22 protein-coding genes and 2 pseudogenes are annotated in these 21,348 nt (G+C 73.0%); 10 read left to right on the top strand and 14 right to left on the bottom strand.

What is annotated here, in order from left to right:
- The first annotated feature begins 53 nt into the window (after positions 1 to 53).
- Positions 54 to 506 (top strand): hypothetical protein, encoded by a 453-nt coding sequence (locus tag PV342_RS13525; RefSeq protein WP_386993103.1) that lies wholly within the window; start codon positions 54 to 56, stop codon positions 504 to 506.
- Here the strand turns inward: PV342_RS13525 and PV342_RS13530 are convergent.
- The gene (locus tag PV342_RS13530) at positions 454 to 1,956 is read right to left on the bottom strand and encodes a hypothetical protein (protein ID WP_500317242.1); all 1,503 of its coding nucleotides are present in this window, start codon (positions 1,954 to 1,956) and stop codon (positions 454 to 456) included. The genes PV342_RS13525 and PV342_RS13530 overlap by 53 nt on opposite strands.
- A gap of 82 nt (positions 1,957 to 2,038) precedes the next feature.
- On the opposite strand from PV342_RS13530, the gene PV342_RS13535 reads away from it, so the two are divergent.
- On the top strand, positions 2,039 to 2,374 hold the full coding sequence (locus PV342_RS13535; RefSeq protein ID WP_386993105.1) for a YkvA family protein: 336 nt from the start codon (positions 2,039 to 2,041) through the stop codon (positions 2,372 to 2,374).
- Positions 2,375 to 2,398: 24 nt separating this feature from the next.
- Here PV342_RS13535 and PV342_RS13540 read toward each other — a convergent pair whose 3' ends face one another.
- The 3 genes from PV342_RS13540 to PV342_RS13550 form a co-directional block, all read right to left on the bottom strand.
- A complete protein-coding gene (locus tag PV342_RS13540) occupies positions 2,399 to 3,856 on the bottom strand; it encodes an ATP-binding protein (RefSeq protein WP_500317244.1) in 1,458 nt (485 codons plus the stop codon).
- Positions 3,853 to 5,511 (bottom strand): NAD(P)/FAD-dependent oxidoreductase, encoded by a 1,659-nt coding sequence (locus PV342_RS13545; RefSeq protein ID WP_018562478.1) that lies wholly within the window; start codon positions 5,509 to 5,511, stop codon positions 3,853 to 3,855. The genes PV342_RS13540 and PV342_RS13545 overlap by 4 nt, the downstream gene beginning before the upstream one ends.
- Before the next feature lie 144 nt (positions 5,512 to 5,655).
- A complete protein-coding gene (locus PV342_RS13550) occupies positions 5,656 to 6,012 on the bottom strand; it encodes a DUF427 domain-containing protein (protein ID WP_386993107.1) in 357 nt (118 codons plus the stop codon).
- Between the two features lie 173 nt (positions 6,013 to 6,185).
- Between PV342_RS13550 and PV342_RS13555 the strand changes: the two genes are divergently transcribed.
- Positions 6,186 to 6,710 (top strand): helix-turn-helix domain-containing protein, encoded by a 525-nt coding sequence (locus tag PV342_RS13555; RefSeq protein WP_500317246.1) that lies wholly within the window; start codon positions 6,186 to 6,188, stop codon positions 6,708 to 6,710.
- Positions 6,711 to 6,887: 177 nt separating this feature from the next.
- Here PV342_RS13555 and PV342_RS13560 read toward each other — a convergent pair.
- Both PV342_RS13560 and PV342_RS13565 read right to left on the bottom strand, forming a co-directional pair.
- Positions 6,888 to 7,081 (bottom strand): annotated as a pseudogene (locus PV342_RS13560) (IS5/IS1182 family transposase); the annotation flags it as partial.
- A 43-nt stretch (positions 7,082 to 7,124) separates the two neighbouring features.
- Positions 7,125 to 7,838, bottom strand: coding sequence for an SDR family oxidoreductase (locus tag PV342_RS13565; RefSeq protein ID WP_500317248.1), 714 nt, complete (start codon positions 7,836 to 7,838; stop codon positions 7,125 to 7,127).
- A gap of 70 nt (positions 7,839 to 7,908) precedes the next feature.
- Here PV342_RS13565 and PV342_RS13570 point away from each other — a divergent pair, with 70 nt between their 5' ends.
- Positions 7,909 to 8,724, top strand: a complete 816-nt coding sequence (locus PV342_RS13570) for a helix-turn-helix transcriptional regulator (protein WP_500317250.1) — start codon at positions 7,909 to 7,911, stop codon at positions 8,722 to 8,724.
- Positions 8,725 to 8,868: 144 nt separating this feature from the next.
- Positions 8,869 to 8,973, top strand: a pseudogene (locus tag PV342_RS13575) (IS5/IS1182 family transposase); the annotation flags it as partial.
- A gap of 107 nt (positions 8,974 to 9,080) precedes the next feature.
- Here the strand turns inward: PV342_RS13575 and PV342_RS13580 are convergent.
- From PV342_RS13580 to PV342_RS13595, 4 genes are all read right to left on the bottom strand, one after another.
- Complete coding sequence (locus PV342_RS13580) at positions 9,081 to 9,917, bottom strand: endo alpha-1,4 polygalactosaminidase (protein WP_400798309.1); 837 nt, start codon at positions 9,915 to 9,917, stop codon at positions 9,081 to 9,083.
- A gap of 88 nt (positions 9,918 to 10,005) precedes the next feature.
- Positions 10,006 to 10,269 (bottom strand): hypothetical protein, encoded by a 264-nt coding sequence (locus tag PV342_RS13585; RefSeq protein ID WP_500317252.1) that lies wholly within the window; start codon positions 10,267 to 10,269, stop codon positions 10,006 to 10,008.
- Positions 10,270 to 10,445: 176 nt separating this feature from the next.
- The gene (locus PV342_RS13590) at positions 10,446 to 10,604 is read right to left on the bottom strand and encodes an MFS transporter small subunit (protein ID WP_500317254.1); all 159 of its coding nucleotides are present in this window, start codon (positions 10,602 to 10,604) and stop codon (positions 10,446 to 10,448) included.
- Positions 10,601 to 11,992 carry an L-lactate MFS transporter gene (locus PV342_RS13595; protein WP_500317256.1) on the bottom strand — a complete coding sequence of 464 codons (1,392 nt, stop codon included), beginning with the start codon at positions 11,990 to 11,992 and terminating at the stop codon, positions 10,601 to 10,603. The genes PV342_RS13590 and PV342_RS13595 overlap by 4 nt, the downstream gene beginning before the upstream one ends.
- A gap of 340 nt (positions 11,993 to 12,332) precedes the next feature.
- On the opposite strand from PV342_RS13595, the gene PV342_RS13600 reads away from it, so the two are divergent.
- From PV342_RS13600 to PV342_RS13610, 3 genes are all read left to right on the top strand, one after another.
- Positions 12,333 to 13,862 carry a GMC family oxidoreductase gene (locus PV342_RS13600; RefSeq protein ID WP_500317258.1) on the top strand — a complete coding sequence of 510 codons (1,530 nt, stop codon included), beginning with the start codon at positions 12,333 to 12,335 and terminating at the stop codon, positions 13,860 to 13,862.
- 80 nt (positions 13,863 to 13,942) lie between these two features.
- Entirely contained in the window at positions 13,943 to 15,730 is a 1,788-nt protein-coding gene (locus PV342_RS13605; RefSeq protein WP_400798324.1) for a SpoIIE family protein phosphatase, read from the top strand.
- A gap of 6 nt (positions 15,731 to 15,736) precedes the next feature.
- Positions 15,737 to 16,582 carry a GNAT family N-acetyltransferase gene (locus PV342_RS13610; RefSeq protein WP_400798329.1) on the top strand — a complete coding sequence of 282 codons (846 nt, stop codon included), beginning with the start codon at positions 15,737 to 15,739 and terminating at the stop codon, positions 16,580 to 16,582.
- Between the two features lie 89 nt (positions 16,583 to 16,671).
- Here PV342_RS13610 and PV342_RS13615 read toward each other — a convergent pair whose 3' ends face one another.
- On the bottom strand, positions 16,672 to 17,535 hold the full coding sequence (locus tag PV342_RS13615) for a chitosanase (RefSeq protein WP_400798334.1): 864 nt from the start codon (positions 17,533 to 17,535) through the stop codon (positions 16,672 to 16,674).
- A gap of 202 nt (positions 17,536 to 17,737) precedes the next feature.
- Between PV342_RS13615 and PV342_RS13620 the strand changes: the two genes are divergently transcribed.
- On the top strand, positions 17,738 to 19,927 hold the full coding sequence (locus tag PV342_RS13620) for a SpoIIE family protein phosphatase (RefSeq protein ID WP_500317261.1): 2,190 nt from the start codon (positions 17,738 to 17,740) through the stop codon (positions 19,925 to 19,927).
- A 66-nt stretch (positions 19,928 to 19,993) separates the two neighbouring features.
- On the opposite strand, the gene ykgO is transcribed toward PV342_RS13620, so the two are convergent.
- A complete protein-coding gene (gene ykgO, locus PV342_RS13625; protein ID WP_018562490.1) occupies positions 19,994 to 20,116 on the bottom strand; it encodes a type B 50S ribosomal protein L36 in 123 nt (40 codons plus the stop codon).
- A 117-nt stretch (positions 20,117 to 20,233) separates the two neighbouring features.
- On the opposite strand from ykgO, the gene PV342_RS13630 reads away from it, so the two are divergent.
- Positions 20,234 to 20,752, top strand: a complete 519-nt coding sequence (locus PV342_RS13630) for a DUF1003 domain-containing protein (RefSeq protein ID WP_386993120.1) — start codon at positions 20,234 to 20,236, stop codon at positions 20,750 to 20,752.
- Here PV342_RS13630 and PV342_RS13635 read toward each other — a convergent pair.
- The gene (locus PV342_RS13635; RefSeq protein ID WP_500317263.1) at positions 20,747 to 21,073 is read right to left on the bottom strand and encodes a hypothetical protein; all 327 of its coding nucleotides are present in this window, start codon (positions 21,071 to 21,073) and stop codon (positions 20,747 to 20,749) included. The two genes, PV342_RS13630 and PV342_RS13635, sit on opposite strands and share 6 nt — an antisense overlap.
- A gap of 23 nt (positions 21,074 to 21,096) precedes the next feature.
- Positions 21,097 to 21,288 (bottom strand): hypothetical protein, encoded by a 192-nt coding sequence (locus tag PV342_RS13640; protein ID WP_018562493.1) that lies wholly within the window; start codon positions 21,286 to 21,288, stop codon positions 21,097 to 21,099.
- Positions 21,289 to 21,348: the final 60 nt, after the last annotated feature.

The following is a 21,348-nucleotide window of genomic DNA, read 5'->3' on the forward strand; positions in this document are numbered from 1 at the left end:
AAGGACCGACTCCACGGGTCCCACAGATGATCTTCACGGGTTAGACTCCGCGGGTGTCCGAACTCCGCACACTGGTCCTCGGATTCCGGCAGGCGATCGTCGACTGCCCCGACCCGGGCCTGGTCTCCCTGGGGCGTTTCCCGCACGGTTCCTGCGGAGACGCCTCGATCCTCCTCGGCCAGTACCTGTACGAGAACGGGCAGGGGGTGTGGACGTACGTCAGCGGGTGGGAGGACCGTGCCACCCACGCGTGGATCGAGAAGAACGGCCTGCGCGTCGACATCACCGCCGACCAGTTCGACGGGGTCGACACCCCCGTGATCATCGCCTCGGGAGGCGGCTGGCACGACCGCTTCACGGTCGACCCCACCGCCTCCCACGGCGCCCTCATCGATGTGCGCCAGGACTTCGCCCGACGCGAACTGCGCACTGCCTACGAGCGGTTGACGGCGGTCATCCGGCGGCATCGGCCGGGAGCGGAAGGTGCGCCACCAGCCTGCGCATGACCGAGGGCTCCAGCGCCGGGTTCGCCGCCGCCCGGTGCGCGAGCTCCTCGTCGTCGAGCAACTCCGCGAGCCGGGCCCGGGGGAGGTTCGGATGGCCCGCCCCGGCCGCCCGTACACCGGGATCGGGGTCGCGGGTCAGCCGGTCCACCGTCTCCGCCGCGGTGGCCGGGTCGCGGGCGGCCAGGGCGCGGACCGCGGGGTCCTCGTCCCCGGCGTGGCGGGACAGCCCGGCGGTGGGGAAGCGCGGCCGGGTGAGGAGGAGTTCGCGCTCGTACCCGGTGTACTCCAGGAAGGCGCTCAGCAGCAGCTCGGCGGGCGCCTCCGGATGGTTCTGCGCGAGCAGTACGCGCACGCCGAGGTCGTCGTCCGCGGCCAGCCGTGGCACCAGGTCGGACGGCAGGCTCTGGTCCCTGGCGGCGCGTCGTCGCAGCAATGGATGGCCGGACAGGGCGTCCCGCCGTACCGCCGCGGGATCCCGCGGCACCAGGCGTTGCAGTACGGGTCCGAAAATGCCGCCCGCCGGCACCTCGTAGTCGATCGCCGCGCGTTCCGCCTCGCTCAGCGCGGGATGCACCGAGAGCGCGAGCCGCACCCGCGGATCGGTGTCCGCGGCGAGCGCCCGCCGCTCGTCCGGCCCGAGGTCGGAGCGGTGCGCGATCCGCTCCCGCACCTCGGGGTCGGCGTCGGCGGCCAGCAGGGCCACCACATCGGCGGGAAGGGTGGGGTTGCCGGCGATCATCCACCGGTCCCCCTCACCCACGGGGGCGTTGAGCACGCCCTCCACGACGCCTCGGCTCAGGGCGCAGTGCATCAGCGCATGAGCCCGCCCATGGCACGGCCGGTCGGGCAGCTCCCGCTCCACCCAGGCCGGGTCCTCGTGCCGCAGGTGCCGCCGCACGCTGTCCCGTACCTCGTCGTCCGGATCAGCCAGCAGGGCGTCGCGGGCCTCGTCCGGCACACCGTTCCAGGCGACGCCCATGCGCCGCACCTTCGGCTCCGGGTGGGTGCGCATCGACTTCATCAGCTTGGCGGAGGTCTGGAAGCAAAGGTTGCCGCCCAAACTTTCGTTGTCGTAGGTCAGGATCATGCGGACGACGGCCCAGTCCGGGAGCGGCCTGGGGCGCACGCCCCCCGGCATCCTGGGGGCGTCGGCCAGGTGCGCCCGCACGAACCACTCCGGGTCGTCCAGCAGCCGCGCCCGCTGGGCCGGCTCGGCGTGCGGACTGCGGGCGAGGAAGCTGCGGGTGTACCTGTCGGGGTGGCGGACGACGGCGTCGACCACGGCGTCCGGCAGCGCCCGGTCGCGGCACAGGACCATCCGTGCCGCGGGCGGACCGTCGGCGAGCAGCCGCAGCAGGACGTCGTCGGGGGCCGCGGGATTCAGCGCCAGGCCGGCGAGCCGGCGCGCGGGCAGGCCGGCGGTCTCCCAGATCTCCTTGGGCGTGATCATGTAATCTGTGCTTCCTTTCCGCAGGGGCTGGGCACCGTTTCCGCGCACACCGGCCGGGTACACGGGATCGCAGGAGGCAGACATGGACCTGGGTGACTGGTCGACCACGGCCCTCGTGATCGCCGCGGTGGCGGTCGTGGTGATGCTCGTGGTGGCCGTCGTGCTCGTGGTGAAGATGGCGCGGATCCGTACCCTGCTGCGCAGCGCGGACGTACCGCGCTCGGGCAAACTGGCCTTCTGGGCGGGGCTCGTCTACCTGGTCTGCCCGGTGGACCTGCTGCCCGATCCGATCCTGATCGACGACATCGGTGTGCTGCTGCTGGCGCTGCGCTCGCTCAAGAGCGCGGCCGACGGGCAGTTGCCCGTCGGCCGAGACCGTGCTCGGACCCTTCCCAAGGCCAAGAGCCCGGTGGCCTGAACCCCCCTCCGCCCGGGGGAGGGTTCAGCCCGTCAGTTCCGCGTCCCCCGGCTGCGTCTCGGGCTGTGCGACCGGCAGGCACACGGTGAACCGCGTGTCGCCGGGGGCGGACTCGACGCGGATGTCGCCGTGGTGCTTGTTGACCACGATGCGGTACGAGATGTCCAGGCCCAGCCCCGTGCCCTCACCCACCGGCTTGGTGGTGAAGAACGGTTCGAAGATCCGCGGCCGGATCTCCGGCGAGATGCCGGGACCGGTGTCGCCCACCTCCACCACCAGGCGGTCGGCGCCGTCCCAGGAGCTGCGCAGCGTCAGGGTGCCCGAACCGCCCATGGCGTCCAGGGCGTTGACGACGAGGTTGGTCCACACCTGGTTGAGCTCGGCACCGTACGCCTGGATCTGCGGCAGGCTGCGGTCGTACTCCTTGACGACCCGCACCCCACCGGGGATCTTCGCCTGGAGCATCGTGAGCGTCGCGTCGAGCAGCGCGTGGATGTCCACCGTCTGCTGCGGGGCGCGGTCGAGCTGCGAGTACTGCTTCGCGGCCCCCACCAGTCCGGAGATCCGGGTGACGGCGTCGTCGATCTCGCCCATGAGCAGTTCGGTGTCGAGGGTGTACGTGAGCCAGCGGGTCGCCGCCTCCAGCCGTTCCTCACCGACCGTGTCGACCACGGAGTCCAGCCATTCGGCGTCCACACCGCCCGCGACCAGCGTCGAGGCGAGTTCCCAGGAGCCGTTGACGCCGTGGTCGTCGAGCCAGTCCGTCAGCTCGTCCTCGGCGTCGGCCGCGTCCAGCGCCGACCGCTCGGGCGCCGACGCCATGCGCTTGATCGCGGCGTCCTGCAGCTCGACCAGCTCGTGCAGCTGCCGGGTGTCGAGCCGGCCGTCCGCGATCATCGCCAGCTTGTGCCGCATGCCGGTCACCCGGTCGCGCAGCGCCGAGGTGGCCCGCACCGCGGCGGCGGCCGGGTTGTTCAGCTCGTGGGTGAGCCCGGCCGACAGCGAGCCGAGCGCCAGCAGCCGCTCGCGCTCCCCGATGATCGTGTTCTGCTTGCGGTAGCCGAAGAACGCCCCCTCCAGCAGGTGCACCGCCATCGGGAACCACCGGTGCATCGCCCCGGCGAACTCTTCGGCCGGGAGCAGGAAGAACTCGCAGTCGGTCACCGCCTTGAGCGAGTTGGGGTACGTCTGCTCGACGCGGTCTCCGAGGTACGCCTGCGTCGCCCCGGCGTACACGCCCCGCTGGTCGGTGCGGTTGACCTCCACCACGTCGCCGTGGACGAGCCGGCCCAGCGACACCGTGCCGCTCAGCAGCACGTAGAAGCAGGTCGCCGGATCGCCCTCGGCGTAGACGGGGCTGTTCGCCGGGATCCGCTCCACCCGGCCCTGCTCGCTCAGCCAGCCCAGTTCCTTCTCGCCGAGCGACTCGAACAGGAACAGGGTCCGCAACTGCTCGGGCCCGAGCCGGTCCGTCGTGGTCACTGCGCCTCCAGATAACGGTGCACCAGGGATACGGCCATCGCGCCCTCGCCGACCGCGGAGGCCACCCGCTTGACCGACTCCGCCCGTACGTCGCCGGCGGCGAAGACGCCCGGCACGCTGGCCTCCAGGTGGTACGGGTCGCGGGGGAGCGGCCACCCCGCCGGCCGCCTGCCGCCGGCGATCAGGTCGGGGCCGGTGATCACGAAGCCGCGCCGGTCCCGCTCGACGACGCCCTCCAGCCAGTCCGTGCGGGGTTCGGCGCCGATGAAGACGAACAGGAACGAGGCGTCCACGGTGCTCACGTCGCCGGTCTTCGCGTCGCGGAGCATCAGCTGTTCCAAGTGGTCGCCGCCCTTGCCGCCGACGACCTCCGTGCAGGGGCGGACCTCGATGTTGCCGATGGCGGCGATCTGGTCGATCAGGTACTGCGACATCGAACGCTGCAGGTCGGCGCCCCGGATCAGCAGATGCACCCTGCACGCGTTGCGGGAGAAGTAGACGGCGGCCTGCCCGGCCGAGTTGGCCCCGCCGACGATGTAGACCTCCTGGCCCGTGCAGTTCATGGCCTCGGTCATGGCCGAGCCGTAGAACACCCCGGCACCGGTGAACTCCGCGAGCCCCGGCGCTTCGAGCCGGCGGTAGGACACCCCGGTCGCCAGTACCACCGTGTGCGCCGCGATGGACGTCCTGTCGCCGAAGGACAGCACCCTTCCGCTGCCCGCCGCCTGCAGCGCGACGACCTCCCGGGTACTGAGGATCTCCGCTCCGAACTTCGTCGCCTGGCGGCGCGCCCGGTCGGTCAGCTGGGCGCCGGAGACGCCGTCCGGGAAGCCGAGGTAGTTCTCGATGCGGCTGCTCTGCCCCGCCTGGCCGCCGGTCGCCCGGCGCTCCACCAGGACCGTGCGCAGGCCCTCGGACGCGCCGTACACCGCCGCGCCCAGCCCCGCGGGACCGCCGCCGACCACCACCAGGTCGTAGAAGTCGGAGGCCGGAACCGTGCTCAGCCCCACGTGGGCGGCGAGCTCGGCCTCCGTGGGCCGCAGCAGCGTCGTCCCGTCCCCGGTCACCACCAGCGGCACGTCGGCGGAGGTCAGCCCCGCCGCGTTCAGCAGCTGCTCGGCCTCGGGCTCCTCCGCGGGCAGCCAGCGGTAGGGCACCAGGTTGCGGGTGAGGAAGTCGCGCACCTTGAACGAGGGTGCCGACCAGCGGTGGCCGACCACGCGGGTCTCGGACGCCGTCGGGTCGGGCGTGGCGATCCACGTGTCGAGCAGGGTGTCGATCACCGGGTAGAGGTTCTCCTCCGGCGGGCTCCACGGCTTCAGGAGGTAGTGGTCGAGGTCGACGATGTTGATCGCGTCGATGGCCGCGCTGGTGTCCGCGTACGCCGTGAGCAGCACACGGCGGGCGAGCGGGAACAGGTCCATCGCCGCCTCGAGGAACTCCACCCCGTTCATCTGCGGCATGCGGTAGTCGGCGAGCATCACCGCGAGCTGTTCCCCTCGCAGCTTGATCTCCCGCAGCGCGCTCAGGGCCTCGTCCCCCGAGGTGGCGCGCACCACCCGGTAGCGGTCCCCGTACCTGCGGCGAATGTCCCGGGCCACGGCACGGGAGACTGCGGGATCGTCGTCGACGGTCAGGATCGTCGGATTCGCCATGTGACCATCATTGCTCCCCGGCGGCCGTCGTGCGCAGCAAACCGAACAGTCGTGCCTCGAGTGGGGCATGGGGCACCGGCACATGCCCCGGGCATGGTCGTCGATGTGTGACGGACGGTGCGCCGACGCGCACCGTCCGGCCGGTCAGGCCTCCTCGACCGCGACCTCGGCCACGGTGTCGTAGAAGGAGAGATGACCGGCGATCTCCGGCACCGACGGCAGCGGCTCCTCGTAGAACCAGGCGACGTCGTTGTGGTCGCCGTACGACCTGTAGGAGGCGACGCCCTTGTAGGGGCAGGTGGTGTTGGTGTCGCTGCCGCGGAAGAGCGCCAGGTCCACGTCCTGCGGCGGGATGTAGTAGCGCACCGGCAGTCCGGTCTCGTGGACCAGCACCGGCCGCCGGGTCTCGGCCACCACCTTGCCGTCGATCCTGACCGTCACGTGCTGTGTGCCGGGTACCGCGTCGACGCGGTGACCGCGCCGGCTGTCCGTGGGGGGCATGGGCTTCCCTTCCTCGGGTCCGTCCGGATCCCTTGCAACGGCGGCGGTGCCGCCGCACATTCCCCTCGCGCCCCTCCGGTGACGACGGGGGTCCCCCGCATGCACGCATCTGCGTGACTCCGGCGGCGGTCCCCCGTTGGCCCTTCAAGATCACAGTGAAGGAGGACCGCCCGATGAGCACCCGCCGTCACCAGAAGGGCCGCAAGCACCGCACGGTCAATCGCACGCCGAGGCCCGTCGCCCCCGTCGGAACCGCCGTGACGGGCGCCACGGCCACCCCGCCGGCCTCGCCCGACTCGCCCGCCCCGGCCGCACCGTCCCGCACCGCGGCAACCGCTCCCGTCCCCGCTCCGGCCGCGCCGCCGGCGACGGCCCCGGCCCGGTCGGCCGCGGTCCTGACGGTCCCGCCCCCGGCTGTCGCCCCGGCGCCTGCGCCGGCGCCCGCCGCGGCCGCCGTGCCGCCTCCCGCCGGGCCCCGCCCCGATGTGTCGGGCCCGGAGGAGTCCGGCCTCGCCCGTACGGCTCTCAAGACCCTCCAGCAGCTTCGCGCGGCCGGCCGCGACGGGACGACCATCGACGCCCTCAGCGCCAGCGTCGGCTACCAGCCCGCCACCATCGTGCGGCACATCGACAGCCTCGCCGCGCACCACCTGGTCCACCAGCGCGACGGCCGCTGGTACGCCGTGACGACCTCATGACCCCGGGCGTGGCGGGCGGCCCGTGGCCTGTTCCCCGCGGACCGGGCGCCCCCGGTCGTCCCAGGGGTCCACGACGGTGAACCCCCGGCTCCGGTGGAGCCGGTCGCCGCCGTCCGCCCCGCCCGCAACGACCGTGCCAGCGCGTCCGCGGCCCTGGGCCAGGCCGTTTCTTTCGGATCACCTCGCCGAGAAGATGAAGAGGGCCGCGACGTGGAGTCCGGTCAGGTAGATGGCGGCGGTCTTGTCATAGCGAGTGGCCGGACCGCGCCATTGCTTGAGCCTTTGATGTACCGCTCGACGGTGTTGCGGTGCTTGTAGGCGTCGCGGTCGAAGCCTGGCGGCGGCCTGCCGCCTCGGCTGCCGCGGCGTTTGTGGTTCGCGGCTGGGACACCCGTCCCCGGCGCCGCCAATGACTCACCAGGGCACGGGCGTTCCGTCCCAGGAGAAGAAGCCACCGGTGGGGCCGTCGTCCGGCAGCAGGGCCAGGCGGAGGGCACCCTGCGCGGCCTCGGCCGGGTCGCCGCCGGCAGCGGCGGCCCGGGGGTTGAGATCAGTGGCCCGCAGGCCGGGGGCGAGCGCGTTGACCTTGAAGCCGTCCTCGGCCAGCGTCTGGGCGTAGAGGACGGTGAGGGCATTGAGAGCGGCCTTGGACGACCGGTAGGCGGCGGCGCCGCTTCCCGGGGTGAACTGGGGGTTGGGGGTGGTGCTCCAGGTCAGCGACGCGGTGCCACTGGAGATGTTGACTATGCGCGGGTGCGGGGACCGGCGCAGGGCGGGCAGGAAGGCATTGGTCACTGCCACCACCCCGAACACATTGGTCTCGTATGTGCGCCGGTACTCCTCAACGCCGGTGTCGGTCGGGGGAGCGAGTGACGGCGAGATGCCGGCGTTGTTGACCAGCACGTCCAAGCGGTCCATCCGAGCCGCGGCCTGTGCGACGGCGTCGGGATCTGTCACGTCCAGGACCAGCAGACGGGCCCCGGCTCCGATCTCCTCGACGGCCCGCTGCCCGCGCCCGAGGTCACGGGAGCCCACGTACACGGTGAGGCCCTCGGCAGCGAGCAGCTGGGCGATACACTTACCGATGCCTTTGTTGGCACCGGTGACCAGAGCTGTGCGTTCGTTCATGGCAACCACACTTCCCTGGTCGTGGGTGCCCTGCCAGGGACAGCCTGTACCAGGCAGTGGAGGAGGCGACATGGCGCGGCTGGAGCTGGCGCACTACCTGCGGGACCGCCGGGCGGCCCTGCGTCCACGCGAGATCGGCCTGGCGGAGACGGGCACCGACCGCCACACGCCGGGTCTGCGCCGCGAAGAGGTGGCGGAGCTCGCCCACATGTCGGTCGACTACTACACGCGGCTGGAGCAGGCCCGGGGGCCGCGGCCATCGGCCCGGATCCTGGACGCGCTGGCCCGCGCGCTGCGGCTCACGCCGGCCGAGCGCAGCCATCTGTTCGGCCTGGCGGGTTCGAGCGCGCCGCCTGGCATCAGCGCCGTGCGGCGGGTGCGCCCGCACGTGGCCCGGATGCTGGAGCGGCTGCCGGAGACCGGTGCCATCGTCACTGACGCGGCGTACGACGTTGTCACCTGGAACCCCCTGGCCCGAGCACTGCTCGGCGCCGACCTTGGAGGCGGGACGACGAACCTGGCCCGACGCCGCTTCCTGGGACAGGGGAGGATGTACGAGAGCTCCAGCGCCGAGGAATTCGGGCACATCGTGGTGGCGCGGCTGCGCCGGGCCGCGGACCGCTACCCGCATGACCCGCAGCTGGCCGCGCTGCTGGCCGAACTGCACACCGGCAGTGAGGAGTTCCGGCAGATCTGGGAGGCGCGTCCGGTCCACGCTCCCGGGCATCGCACCAAGACCCTGGACCATCCAGAGGTCGGTGCGCTGCGGTTGAACTGCGACGTCCTGCTCGTGCCCGAGGATGACCAGGAAGTCGTCCTGATGACGGCCGACCCCGGATCACCTGCCGTGCGGGCCCTGCGCAGGCTGGCCACGCAGGCGACCTGAAACGAAGGATGCGCACAGGTCTCACCAACGCCTCACAGAGCATCGCAACTCGATATTCACTGGGCCTGTGCCCACCTTGCTGCCGAGGCTTTCCACGCCGCCTATTCGCGCGGGCTCCAAGGCGACCTCGACTGCGCTGTCGCGGTCGACTCCACGATCGTCCGGGCTCATCAGCACGCCGCCGGGGCACGTCGAAGGGCGCCTCTCCCGGCGAGCCGCATCCACGCCCTCGGACGGTCCTACGCCGGTCGCGGCCATCTTCATCTGGTCGGCGAGGTGATCCGAGAGAAACGGCCTAGCCAGGGCGGGAGCCTCGTCGCCCCGGCCGGTCCCGCTGCGTGGCCGCCTCGCTCCGGTCAGCAGGTACGGAAGAGGTGGCCCGGCTCCCCGGCGGGCGCGACGTCGCGGTCGCGGAGTACGACCGCGAGGCGGGCGCCCCAGCGGCGGCAGGTCGCCGTGAAGTCGGCCGCGTCGTAGGCCACGACGAGGACGCGGTCGTCGTACGCGGCGGCGTACCGCCCGCACTCGTCGAACTCGCCGCACTCCTCGGCGACCGCGAAGTCGAAGCCGATGGCGGACCGCTGGGGGAGGAGTTCGGTGGTGTTCTTCTGCGCGACGGCCAGCCCCGCGGCGTGGGCGCGTGAGGCGAGCAGCCGGGCGAACGCGGCGTTGTCGGCGGACGTGAGCAGGCCGTCGGAGCGCTCGAAGGAGTCGAGGTTGTCCGGCTCGACCGCCCGGAACCCGCGCTCCGCGCAGTCGTCGATCCACCCGCCGACGACCTCCGCCAGTGCCTCGCGCTTGGCGGCGGTGGAGGTGTCCAGCAGGGCCTCGTCCCACTCGTCGTCCACGACGAGTCCGCCGTCCTCGTCACGCAGCAGCAGGCCGGGGTCCCGGGCGCGCCACGAGGACAGCTCGCCGGGCTGGGCCTGGAAGGCGTTGACGTAGCAGACGGAGTACACACCCGGGGCGGGCTTGTCCGTGCGGTCGCGGGAGACCACCCGCACACCGCCGGGCGGCGGGTAGCCGCCGCCGATCTGGTAGTCGAAGGAGGCCCCGGCCTGCGGCGGCACGACGCGCGGGCCCGCGGACGAGCCGTCGCCGCTGCCGCATCCCGCCGTCGGAGCGAGGGCCGCCACGACGGCGAGCAGGGCGGCGACGGCACGCGGCACCGGTGACGGGTCGGAGAGGGGCACACGCGCTCCTGGACGGCGGAGGCCGGACGGGGGACCGCCATCCTCCCGTCCGGCCTCGCGGTGCCGTCGACCGGGTCCGTGCCGCGGCTCACATGAACCCGCCGCCGTCCCAGTGGGCGCCGGTGAGCCAGAGGAAGGCGATGAGGGTGTCGATCGTGCCCAGCACGACGGTGATCAGCGGGAACACCCGCCTGGCGCCCCGGGGCGTGCGGCGCATGGCGAGCCGGCCGCACACGACGGCGGCCGGGCCGAGGACGATGCCGAGGACGAAGAATCCGGCGACCGCGCAGATCAGGCCGACGCCCAGGGTGCGGGGGCTCGCGCCGGTACGGGTAAGGCTGTTGTCGGGCATGGTTCCTCACTCCATGGGCCGGTGCCCGTCCCGCAGCGCGGTACGGGCGGTTCTCGGCGACCCGGACACGCCCGTGCGGTGCGTCCGGAGGCCGTCCGCACACGGGACCGCCACGGGCCGCCGGGTCCATCAGGACGGGGCGGCCCGTGGCGGGCGCCGCGGTTCCGGTCAGTCGGTCAGCCGGTGAACAACTGCTTGAGCTTCAGTACGAGTTCGTACACGCCGTAGGCGAAGGGCGCGCCGACCCACAGCCAGGCGACGGCCATCAGCGGGAGCCGGCCGTTCCCGGCGGGGGACTCGGTGGCCTGGGCGGGCGCGGGGTTCGAAGCGGTCATCGGACGGCTCCTTCCGACTCGGGTCCGACGGTTGCCTTCGTCCCGGCGGACGGTCCGTCATGGTGCCGCGGATGGACCGGGCGTACCAGTTCGTTGGCGACGAAGCCGATCACCAGCAGCACCATCATGATGACGAAGGACGTGGAGTACAGGTCGGGTCCCGTCTGGCCCGCCGACTTCTCGTGGTCGGCGATCGCGTTGACGATCAGCGGCCCGAGCACGCCCGCGGTGGACCAGGCGGTCAGCAGCCGCCCGTGGATGGCGCCCACCTCGTACGTCCCGAAGAGGTCCTTGAGATAGGCGGGGACGGTGGCGAACCCGCCGCCGTAGAAGGACAGGATGACGGCGGCCGCGATGATGAACAGCGGCTTGGAGTCGTCGCCGACCAGGGCGATCAGCAGGTAGAGCAGCGCCCCGGCGCCGAGGTAGAGGCGGTAGATGTTCTTCCGCCCGACCAGGTCGGAGGTGGAGGACCAGGTGATCCGGCCGAGCATGTTGCCGAGCGACAGCAGGCCGACGAATCCGGCCGCGGCCGTGGCCGTCACCGGCGTGGAGGTTTCGGCGAAGAAGTCGGTGATCATCGGCGCGGCCTTCTCCAGGATGCCGATGCCCGCCGTCACGTTCATGCAGAGCACCACCCACAGGCACCAGAACTGCGGGGTGCGCAGCGCGTTGTGCGCGGACACCTGCGCGTTGGTGACGAGCGGGCGCGCGGCCGTGGCCGACGGGTTCCAGCCGGGGGGCCGCCAGTCGTCCGCGGGGACCCGGACGAGCAGCACCCCGAAGGTCATGAAGACCGCGTAGACCAGGCCCATGACCAGGAAGGTCTGCCCGATGCCGGAGGAGTCGGCGCCGAAGGAGGAGAGCAGCTCCGTCGACCAGGGGGAGGCGATGAGGGCGCCGCCGCCGAAGCCCATGATGGCGATGCCGGTGGCGAGCCCGGGCCGGTCGGGGAACCACTTGATGAGCGTGGAGACCGGCGAGATGTAGCCGATGCCGAGGCCTATGCCGCCGACGAGTCCGTAACCGACGACGATCAGCCAGTACTGGCTCGTGGCGGCGCCGAGGGCCGAGATGAGGAAGCCGGAGGCGAAGCAGAGGGCCGAGACGCACATGGCCCACCGGGGGCCGTTGCGCTCGACGAGGGTTCCGCCGAACGCGGCCGACAGCCCGAGCATGACGATCGCGAGCTGGAACGGCAGCGCGGACTGGGTGCCGCTCAGCCCGAGCGAGGACTCCAGCGGGGGCTTGAACACGCTCCAGGCGTACGCCTGCCCGATGGCGAGGTGGATGGAGAGTGCGGCCGGCGGTACCAGCCAGCGGCTCCACCCCGGCGGTGCGACGGTGCGGGCACGGGTGAGGACGTCGGGTACGCCCATTGACGCCATGGCGAGTACCTCCGTGAGGGGACATGATCCCGTGGACCGTACAACTTTCATCCATCCCTGGGTAGGGCGTTTGGCGATGAACTTGCCTGAGCGGAAGGGGTGTCCGGGATTCGCGAGGCATTCGCCCGCCTGCGGCGGGGCGCACGTCCGCGCACGCGTCCCGGGATCGAGGGGGTCCGGGACGCCTGTGATGGTTCGGTAGGTTTCGTCCATATCCATTGGCGATAGTGGCAATAGCGAACGATCTGTTCGATTGGTGGTGGTTGGGGCTATGGTGTCCGGTGTTAGCCGGTCAGGGCTATCACTGGAAACGCCGGACGTGGCCGGTCAGAGGTGATCCATGCATGCGATAACGGACAGCTACGACTTCGTGGTCGTCGGCGGCGGCACCGCGGGCAGTGTGCTCGCCGCGCGCCTCTCCGAGCCGGACGGCGCACGCGTGCTCCTGCTGGAGGCGGGGGGCGACGGGCCGCCGGCCGCGGCGGCGACGCCGTCCGCCTGGCCGACGCTGCTGGGGACGTCCGCGAACTGGGGCGACACCACCGTCCGGCAGTCGGCCACGGGCACCACCACGCCCCTCGCGCGCGGTCGCGGCCTGGGCGGAGGGTCGGCCATCAACGCCATGACCTTCGTGCGGGGTCACCACTCCGGCTACGGTGCGTGGACCGCCGGCGGCGCCAAGGGCTGGGGCTACGACGACCTGCTCCCGTACTTCAAGCGCAGCGAGAACGCCCCCGGGCGCGACCCCGCCCTCCGCGGTGTCGGCGGCCCCCTGACCGTGGGGCCGGCGAGCCCGCCCCACCCCGTCGTGGCCGCGCTCCTCACGGCGGCGACCCAGACCGGCTACCGGCGGGCGGCCGACATCGCCGCCGGTCTGGAGGAGGGCTTCGGCTGGAGCGACCTCAACATCGTCGGTGGCCGGCGGCAGAGCGCCGCCGACGCCTACCTCACCCCCGCCCGGCACCGCCGCAACCTCACCGTGGTGACCGGTGCCCTGGTCCACCGCCTGCTCCTGCGCGACGGACGGTGCGCCGGGGTGGAGTACGGGCACGCCGGCCGCACCGGCACCGTCGCGATCGGCTGCCACGGCGAGGTCGTGCTCACCGCGGGCACCATCGGGACGCCGCAACTGCTGATGCTCTCCGGCCTCGGCCCACGGGGGCACCTGCGGGACAAGGGCATCGACGTCGCGTTCGACCGGCCGGGCGTGGGGGCGAACCTGCAGGACCACCCGGTGGCCGCCGTCGTCCACCGCGCGGCCCGGCCCGTTCCGACCGGGGCCAACAACCACGGCGAGGCCATCGGCCTGGTGCGCAGCCGGCTCGGCATCTGCGACCCCGACGTGCAGGTGCTCCTGTCCGACACCCCGGGATGCCGGACGCCCGCGGCCGACGTGCCGGACGATCAGGGATACCGGATCGCGGTCTCCCCGATGCGCCCGCACAGCCGCGGCACCGTCAGGCTCGCGAATGCCGAACCGGGCGCCCTGCCCCTGGTCGACCCCGACTACTACGGTGACGACCGCGACCTGGCCACGATGGTCGAAGCGCTGTTCCTGGCACGGGAGATCGGCCAGGCGCGCGCCCTCGACGGATGGCGCGCCCACGAGGTCCTGCCCGGCCCCGACGTGAAGGACGACGCCGGACTGCGGGCGTACGCACGCCGCACCCTGGCCTCCCGCATGCACCCCGTCGGCACGTGCCGGATCGGCGTCGACGACCTCGCCGTCGTCGACACGGATCTGCGCCTCCACGGCGTCGACGGCCTGCGGGTCGCCGACGCCTCGGTGATGCCCGCCATCCCCTCGGGCGACATCGCCGCCACGGTCTACGCCATCGCGGAACGCGCGGCGGACCTCCTCAGGCGCTGACCCCCTCGGCCCGGCTCCGGCCCCCCTGCCGGATCCGGGCCCCGTCACATCCCCGCAGCCCAGACGAAGGACCGACGCACATGGCATCACCCGCACCCATCGACCTGGCCGACCTGCTCCAGCGGGCGGTGGGCGTGACCGGGGCGGCGCTGGGCTCCCCCCTCGCCCCCTCGGCGATCGGCATCGCCCTGTGGGACACCGACCTTCGGTGCACCTGGGTCAGCGACTCGCTGGAGGACCACGACGGCATCCCGCGGGAGCGGCGGCTGGGCCACCGCGCGGACACGGCGCTGCCCGCCGGGTCCTGGGAGCTGGAGGCGGTGATGCGCCAGGTGCTGGCCACCGGCACGCCCGTCAGCGGCCGGGAGTACCTCGTACCGGCGGTGGACGGCGTCCGCCGCGACGGGGCGCTCTCCGCCTGCTGCATCCGCCTGGACGACGCCGAGGGGCGGCCGACGGGAGTCTGCCTGGTCGTCCTGCGGATCACCGGTGAGCACCGGGCCGGCGACCGGCTGGCGCTGCTCGGCGAGGCCGGTGCCCGAATCGGCACCACGCTGGACGTCATGCGCACCGCGCAGGAACTGGCCGCCTTCACCATCTCCAGCCTCGCCGACTACGTCACCGTCGACCTTGCCGACACCCTGCGGCTCGGTGAGGAGCCCTTGTCCCGGCTCGGCCCGGACGGCGACTACGTCGCGGTGTTCCGCCGGGCGGGACTGTCCTCCGTCCACGAGGGCGCCCCCGAGGCGGTCTCCCGGGTCGGCGACGTGGTGTACGTGCCCTCGTCCTCGCCCCTCAAACGCGTGCTGACCACCGGCCGTTCCCTGCTCGAACCGGTCCTGGACACGGCCTCCCCGTGGCTGACCCGCGACCCGGCGCGGGCCGGGAAGATCGAGGAGTTCGGGATGCACTCGCTGATGATCGTCCCGATCAGGGCCCGCGGCGTCGTCCTGGGGGTGGTGCTGCTCCTGCGCACGGACGATCCGCGGCCGTTCGACGAGGACGACCTGCGCTTCGCCGAGGAACTGGTCGCCAGGGCCGCGCTGAGCCTGGACAACGCGCGCCGCTACACGCACGAGCGGGCCACCGCCCTCGCCCTCCAGCGGGGCCTGCTCCCGCGCCGGGTGTGCGGCGGCCCCTGCCTCGACGTCGTCTCCCGCTTCCTCCCCGCGGACCTGGAGGACGGCGTGGGCGGGGACTGGTACGACGTGATCCCGCTGCCGCGCGAGCGGGTGGCGCTCGTCGTCGGCGACGTGGTCGGGCACGGCATCGACGCCGCGGCCACGATGGGGCGGCTCCGGACGGCGGTACGGACGCTCGCCGACCTCGACCTGGCGCCGGAACAGCTCCTCGCCCACCTCGACCAGACGATCATCCGCCTCGCCGAGGAGGAGGGCGAGGGCCCGCACGCCTCCTCCGTGAGCGCCAGCTGCCTGTACGCCGTCTACGACCCCGCCAGCCGCCGCTGCGCCATGGCCAGGGCGGGGCACCCGCCGCCGGCAGTCCGCCACCCCGAAGGCGGCGTCACCTTCCTCGACCTGCCCAACGGCACACCGCTCGGCCTCGGGATGCCCCCGTACCAGGCCGCCGAGGTGGAGCTGCCCGTGGGCAGCCTCATCGCCCTCTACACCGACGGCCTCATCGAGGACCGCCGGCACGACGTCGACACCGGGATGGAGCGTGTGCGCCGCGCCCTCGACCGGCCCGGACGCCTGGACGACCTCTGCGCGGCGGTGCTCGGCACCCTGCCGAGCGCCACACCGCCCGACGACGTCACCCTCCTGATCGCCCGTACCCGCGCCGCGTCCTCGGCGCCCTCGCGCACGCGGTGCCCGGCGCCGCGTCCCGGCAACCGATTCCCGAGGTAGGTCCCCATGACCGCGTTCCACGTCTCCTCCGCAGGCGCCGAGGACATCAGCCGGCTCTCCGACTGGGCCGAGGACGAAGGATGGAACCCCGGCAGGTCCGACGGGCAGGCCTTCTTCCCCGCCGATCCGGCCGGCTTCCTGTTCGGGAGACTCGACGGCGAGCCGGTCGCCTCGGTCTCCGCGGTGCGCTACGGAGCGGACTTCGGCTTCGTCGGCCTCTACATCGCCCGGCCGCCCTTCCGCGGCCACGGCTACGGGATCCGGGTCTGGCGCGCCGGGCTGGAGCATCTCGCCGGCCGCAACGTGGGCCTCGACGGGGTCGTCGCGCAGCAGGAGAACTACCGCAGGTCGGGCTTCAGCACGGCCTGGCGGAACATCCGCTACCAGGGGACGCCGTCCGGCGGGGTCATGCCCGGAGGCGTCGCGCTGATCGACGCCAGGAGCGTCGGGTTCGGCGAACTGGCCCGCTACGACAAGCGGTTCTTCCCCGCCGAGCGCGACGCGTTCCTCGCCTCCTGGATCACCCTGCCGGACCGTACCGCCCTCGCGGCCGTCGCCGACGGCCGGCTGCGGGGACTGGGGGTGCTGCGCGCCGCCCGCGGGCCGTCCCGCGTGGGACCGCTGTACGCCTCGTCGGGGAAGGTCGCCCTCGCGCTGCTCATGGGGCTCGCGCGGACCGCGCCGGGGGAGCCCCTCGTGATCGACGTGCCCGAGCCCAACGAGGCCGCCGTGCGCCTGGTGGAGCACCTCGGCCTGACGCCCTCGTTCGAGGCCGCGCGCATGTACACGGGCCCGGTCCCGGACGTCGACCTGGCGGGCATGTACGGCGTCACCAGCCTGGAACTCGGCTAGGTCTGGCCTAGGCCCCGGATCCCGGGCCCGGCGCCGCTCCGGGCGACCCCCCGGTCAGGGAGGCCGCCCGGAACGCCGTGCGCGGGGGGCTACTGGTTGATGGTGTAACTGTCCCCGTAGACCTTCCACTTGAGTGGCGGGTTGAGGTCGAGGTTGCCGTTGTTGAGGAAGACGCGCTGCTCCGTGTCGACCCGGCTGGTGTCGCTGTGCGCCTCCTCGGTCTTCATCGCCGCCTTGCGCGCGTCGAGGAAGGCGTTGATGTACGCCGTCTCGTCGCCGCCCTGCGCGGGGCTCTTGGCCTTGGACAGGGCGGTCTTGCGGATGCCGCCGAAGCTGACCTTGTCCTCGCCGGGGCCGTGCATCACGATCGCGTCGTAGTAGGCGAACTGGCCCAGTGCGCGCAGCCCGTCGGCCTTGGCCTGCGTGACCGAGGGGTCGAAGTAGACGCGGTCGCGCTCGTCGTTCTGCGCCTGCTGGAACGCCGTGTCGGCGGCGGCGCTGCGCCAGGCGCTCTCGAAGCCGGAGCCGAGGCCGCTGTGCGAGTCGGTCCCGTTGACCCGGCGCAGTGCGGGCAGGTAGCGGGCGAGGGGGTTGCCCGGCTTGCGGTCGGTGTACAGCTCGACGAGTTCGAGCATGTCACCGGTGCCCGAACAGAAGCCGATGATGCCCGCGGTGTAGCCGCGGCCGTCGCCGATGTCCTCGATGTACTTGTACTGGGCCTTCCAGTCCAGTGAGGAGTTCTCGGCGCTGGACACCAGCTGCATGGCGATGTCCTTCTTGTGCGCGTCGTCGAGCCCGACGCCGGCCGCCGCGGCGGCCGGCTGCCCCGGCGCGGCCGAGGCCAGGGTGCCGGCGCCGGCGGCCAGGACGCCCGCGGTCAGGGCGGCGGTCGCGTAGAGGACGACGCGCCGGCGGGGGAGGGAGCGTGCATGACGGTGTGGGGGGATCTGCACGGGTGACTCCGTGGGTCAGAGGTTAGGAAACCTTCCTAACAGCGCCACATTGAAGCACCGGGCCAGTCGAACGCCAAGAGGTTCGAACAAAAACGCCGCATGTGATCTGCTCGAAGAATCAGGGGAGTTGGCGGCAACATCCCGAACGCAGCCCGCGCCCTCCCGACCTCGCGGGCCCCCGCATGCGCGGTCCGCCGCCCGGATGCAGTCTGGACGGGAAGAGACTGAGGAGGTGGTACCCGTGCCGGACGGGCCCCCTCCCGCACCGTCCCACCCCGACGCCGCGGAGTGGACGGACGAAAGCCTCCTGGCACCGGCGCTGTTCGCGATGATGGACGGTGTGCGGGCGCACGCGGGCGGGATCTACCTCCTCGCGCCGGGCGAGCCGGTGCTGGAGATGGCCGTGATGGCCGGTCTGCCGCGCGCCTTCGCCGCGCCATGGGAACGGGTGGGGCTGGGCGCCCCGATCCCCGTCGCGGAGGCACTGCGCGAACGCCGGCTCGTCTGGGTCGGCGGCGAGGAGGAGATGGCGCGCCGGTACCCGCGGATCGCGCTCGTCCTGCCCTATCCGTTCACCCTCGCCGCGCTGCCCGTCGCGACCGCCGCCACCGCCTTCGGCTCGGTGTTCGTCACCTGGCCGGGCGCCCATCCGCCCGAGCTGTCCGACTGGGAGCGCGAGCGCCTGCTCACCGCCAGCGGGGAGCTCGCCCGCAGCCTGGAGCGGCGGACCGCCGAGGGCAGGCCGGTCCGGCGCGGGCAGGACGTGGAGATCGGCGCCCCCGTCGCCGGGGTCTCCTCGGCGGTCGAGGCGGTGCGCATGGTGGGCCGGCTGCCGGACGGCCTGTGCTCCCTCGACCTCGACGGGCGGGTCACCTACGCCAACGGCGCGGCGTCCCGCCGGCTGGGCGTGCCGGTGCGCAAGCTGCTCGGTCACCCGTTGTGGCGGACGCTGCCGTGGCTGGAGGACCCCGTGCACCAGGAGCGGCACCGCGCGGCGCTGATCAGCAGGCAGCCCACCTCGTTCACCGCGCTGCGGCCGCCCGGCGACTGGCTCACCTTCCAGCTCCATCCCAGCAGCAACGGCGTCAGCGTGCGCATCTCACCGGCCCGCGGCCCGGCGGCGGAGGCTCCCGTACCCGAGGCCGTGCGCGCCGCGGCGCCGCCCGCGGTCGGGCTGGTGGCCATCTCCCACCTCGTGAACCTGTCCGGGGCGCTCACGGAGGCCGTCTGCGTCCAGGACGTGATCGACCTGGTCGCCGACGAGATCATGCCCGCGGTCGGCAGCCGGGTACTGGCCGTCGTCGCCCCGGAGGCAGGGCGGATGCGCGTCCTCGGCCACCGCGGCTACCGCGATCCGGCGATCGTCGACCGGTGCGACGGCATGGCGATGTCGTCGCCGACCCCCGCCGCCCAGGTGCTGGCCAGCGGTGCGCCCGCGTTCCTGGAGTCCGAGCAGGAGATGCGGGAGTGCTTCCCCGACCGCCCGCCGGTCTCCGACGGCATGGCGGCCTGGGCCTACCTCCCGCTGATCGCCTCCGGTCGCCCGGTCGGCACCTGCGTGCTCGGATACCCGCAACCGCACCGTTTCGGGGCCGACGAGCGGGCCCTGCTGACCAGCCTCGGCGGACTGGTCGCCCAGGCCCTGGAGCGGGCGCGGCTCTACGACGCCAAGCACCGGCTGGCCCACGGCCTCCAGTCGGCGCTGCTCCCGCGGACCCTGCCGGAGCTCCCCGGCCTCGAGGCGGCCGCGCGGTACCTCGCGGGCACCGAGGGCATGGACATCGGCGGCGACTTCTACGACCTGCTCCGCGTGGGGGACCGGCCCGCCGCCGTGATCGGCGACGTGCAGGGCCACAACGTCACCGCGGCCGGCCTGATGGGCCAGGTCCGCACGGCGGTCCGGGCGTACTCCGCCGTCGGGCAGTCGCCCGGCCAGGTGATGGAGTGCACCAACCGGCTGCTGCTGGACCTGGACGTGGAGCTGCTCGCCAGCTGCGTCTACCTCCACCTCGACCCGGACGGGAAACGGGTGATGGCGGCGGGCGCGGGCCATCCGCAGCCGCTGCTGCGGGAGCCGGACGGCCGTGTGCGGCCGCTCGACCTCGCCCAGGGCCCGCTGCTGGGCATCGACGCGGAGGCGGTCTACCGCACCGTCGAGTTCGCGTTTCCCCCGGGATCGGTGCTCATGCTCTACACGGACGGCCTGGTCGAGTGTCCGGGGACGGACGTCGACGCGGAACTGGCCGCCCTCTCGGACCACCTCGGCGCCGTCGGCGGGCTGCCGCTCGACCGGGTCGCCGACGGCGTGCTCGCCCTCACCTCCGAGCGCCGGCTGCGCACCGACGACATCGCGCTGCTCCTGCTGCGCTCCCCCCGGAGCCGGTCCCGGTGACGGGTGCGCGAACGGGCGCCGCGCGCCGTCCTGGGACGGTGCGCGGCGCCCGTGGTGTTCCGCGGGTCAGCCCTGGCGGGCCTTGAAGCGGGGGTCCCTCTTGTTGATCACGTAGACACGGCCGCGACGGCGGACGATCTGCGAGCCGGGGGCGTTCTTGAGGGAACGCAGCGAGGCACGTACCTTCACCGGTCGCCTCCTTTCGGGCGGTTCTTGATCCGCCCATGCCAACGCGGGGAGGGCGCGGTTTCTTCCCGCCGCTTCCCCGTGCCGTGGCCGCGCGGGGCCGGGGGCAGGATGAGGCCCATGAGTTCCCCCGCCGACGGCCCCGCCGTCCCCACGCCGCCGCACCCGCTGGTCCGCTCCCCGCACGAGCGGGTCCTGTTCGCCCGCGGGAGGGGCGCGCAGGACCGGGTCGCGGACGCGATCACCGCTTTCGCCGGCTCGATGGCCTTCGTCTACGTGCACATCCTCTGGTTCGCGGTCTGGATCCTGCTGAACCAGGGGCTCGCGGGGCCCGGCGGAATCTTCGACCCCTACCCGTTCGGACTCCTCACCATGATCGTCAGCCTGGAGGCGATCTTCCTCTCGACCTTCGTCATGGTCAGCCAGAACCGGCAGGCCGCACGCGACAACATCCGCGCCGACCTCGCCTTCGAGACGAACGTGCGCTCCGAGGTCTGGTCCTCGCACATAGGCCGGGCCCTCGGCCTCGACCCCGAGGAGGTCGAGCGGAACGTCCAGCAGCTCGTCGCCGAGAGCCGGGCCCGCATGGGCGTCACCTCCCCGGCTGCGCCACCGGCCGCGAAGCCGCCCGCCTCATGAACCCTCGTTGTCCCGGTCCGCGGCGCGCGGCGGGCCCGGGCTGGTGAAGTCCGGGCTGGAGTACCCGGGCCCGCGGAAACCCGGCGACTCGAAACCGGGGGACTCGAAACCCGGCGACTCGAAACCGGGTTCCGCGATGTCCGCGACCTCCGGCTCCGGGACCTCGTACTCCGGGATCCGCGGGGGCGGCGGAACCGCCGCGCCGTCCCCGGAGCCGGGTTCCGGGCCGGGGCCGTGGGCGGACGTGGAGAACCCGGGACTGCTGAAGCCCGGGTGGTGCGTCGGCGCGTCCTCGCGCGGGCTGTCCGGACGGTCCGTCATGGCCCTTCCCCTCCCCGCAGACCTCAGCGCCGTCGCCCGCGGTACCCCGACCAGCGGGCGCCCGCGCCCGAGCCGACCCCGCCGAGGTGCGCGGCGAGCAGCGTCAGCCCGACCAGCAGCAGGCTCGTCGGGGTGAACACGGCCTCCGTCGACGTCCCGGTGGCGTTGATGATGAACGCGACCGCGAAGACGACGGCCGCAACGATGGCCAGCATCGGCCCTCCCAGTGGTCCGGGGGCGCGCTCTCCTGCCGCCCCTTCCCCCACCGTCTGCCC

Origin of the sequence: Streptomyces sp. PA03-3a, from assembly GCF_033792735.1 — a bacterium.
GTDB lineage: Bacteria > Actinomycetota > Actinomycetes > Streptomycetales > Streptomycetaceae > Actinacidiphila.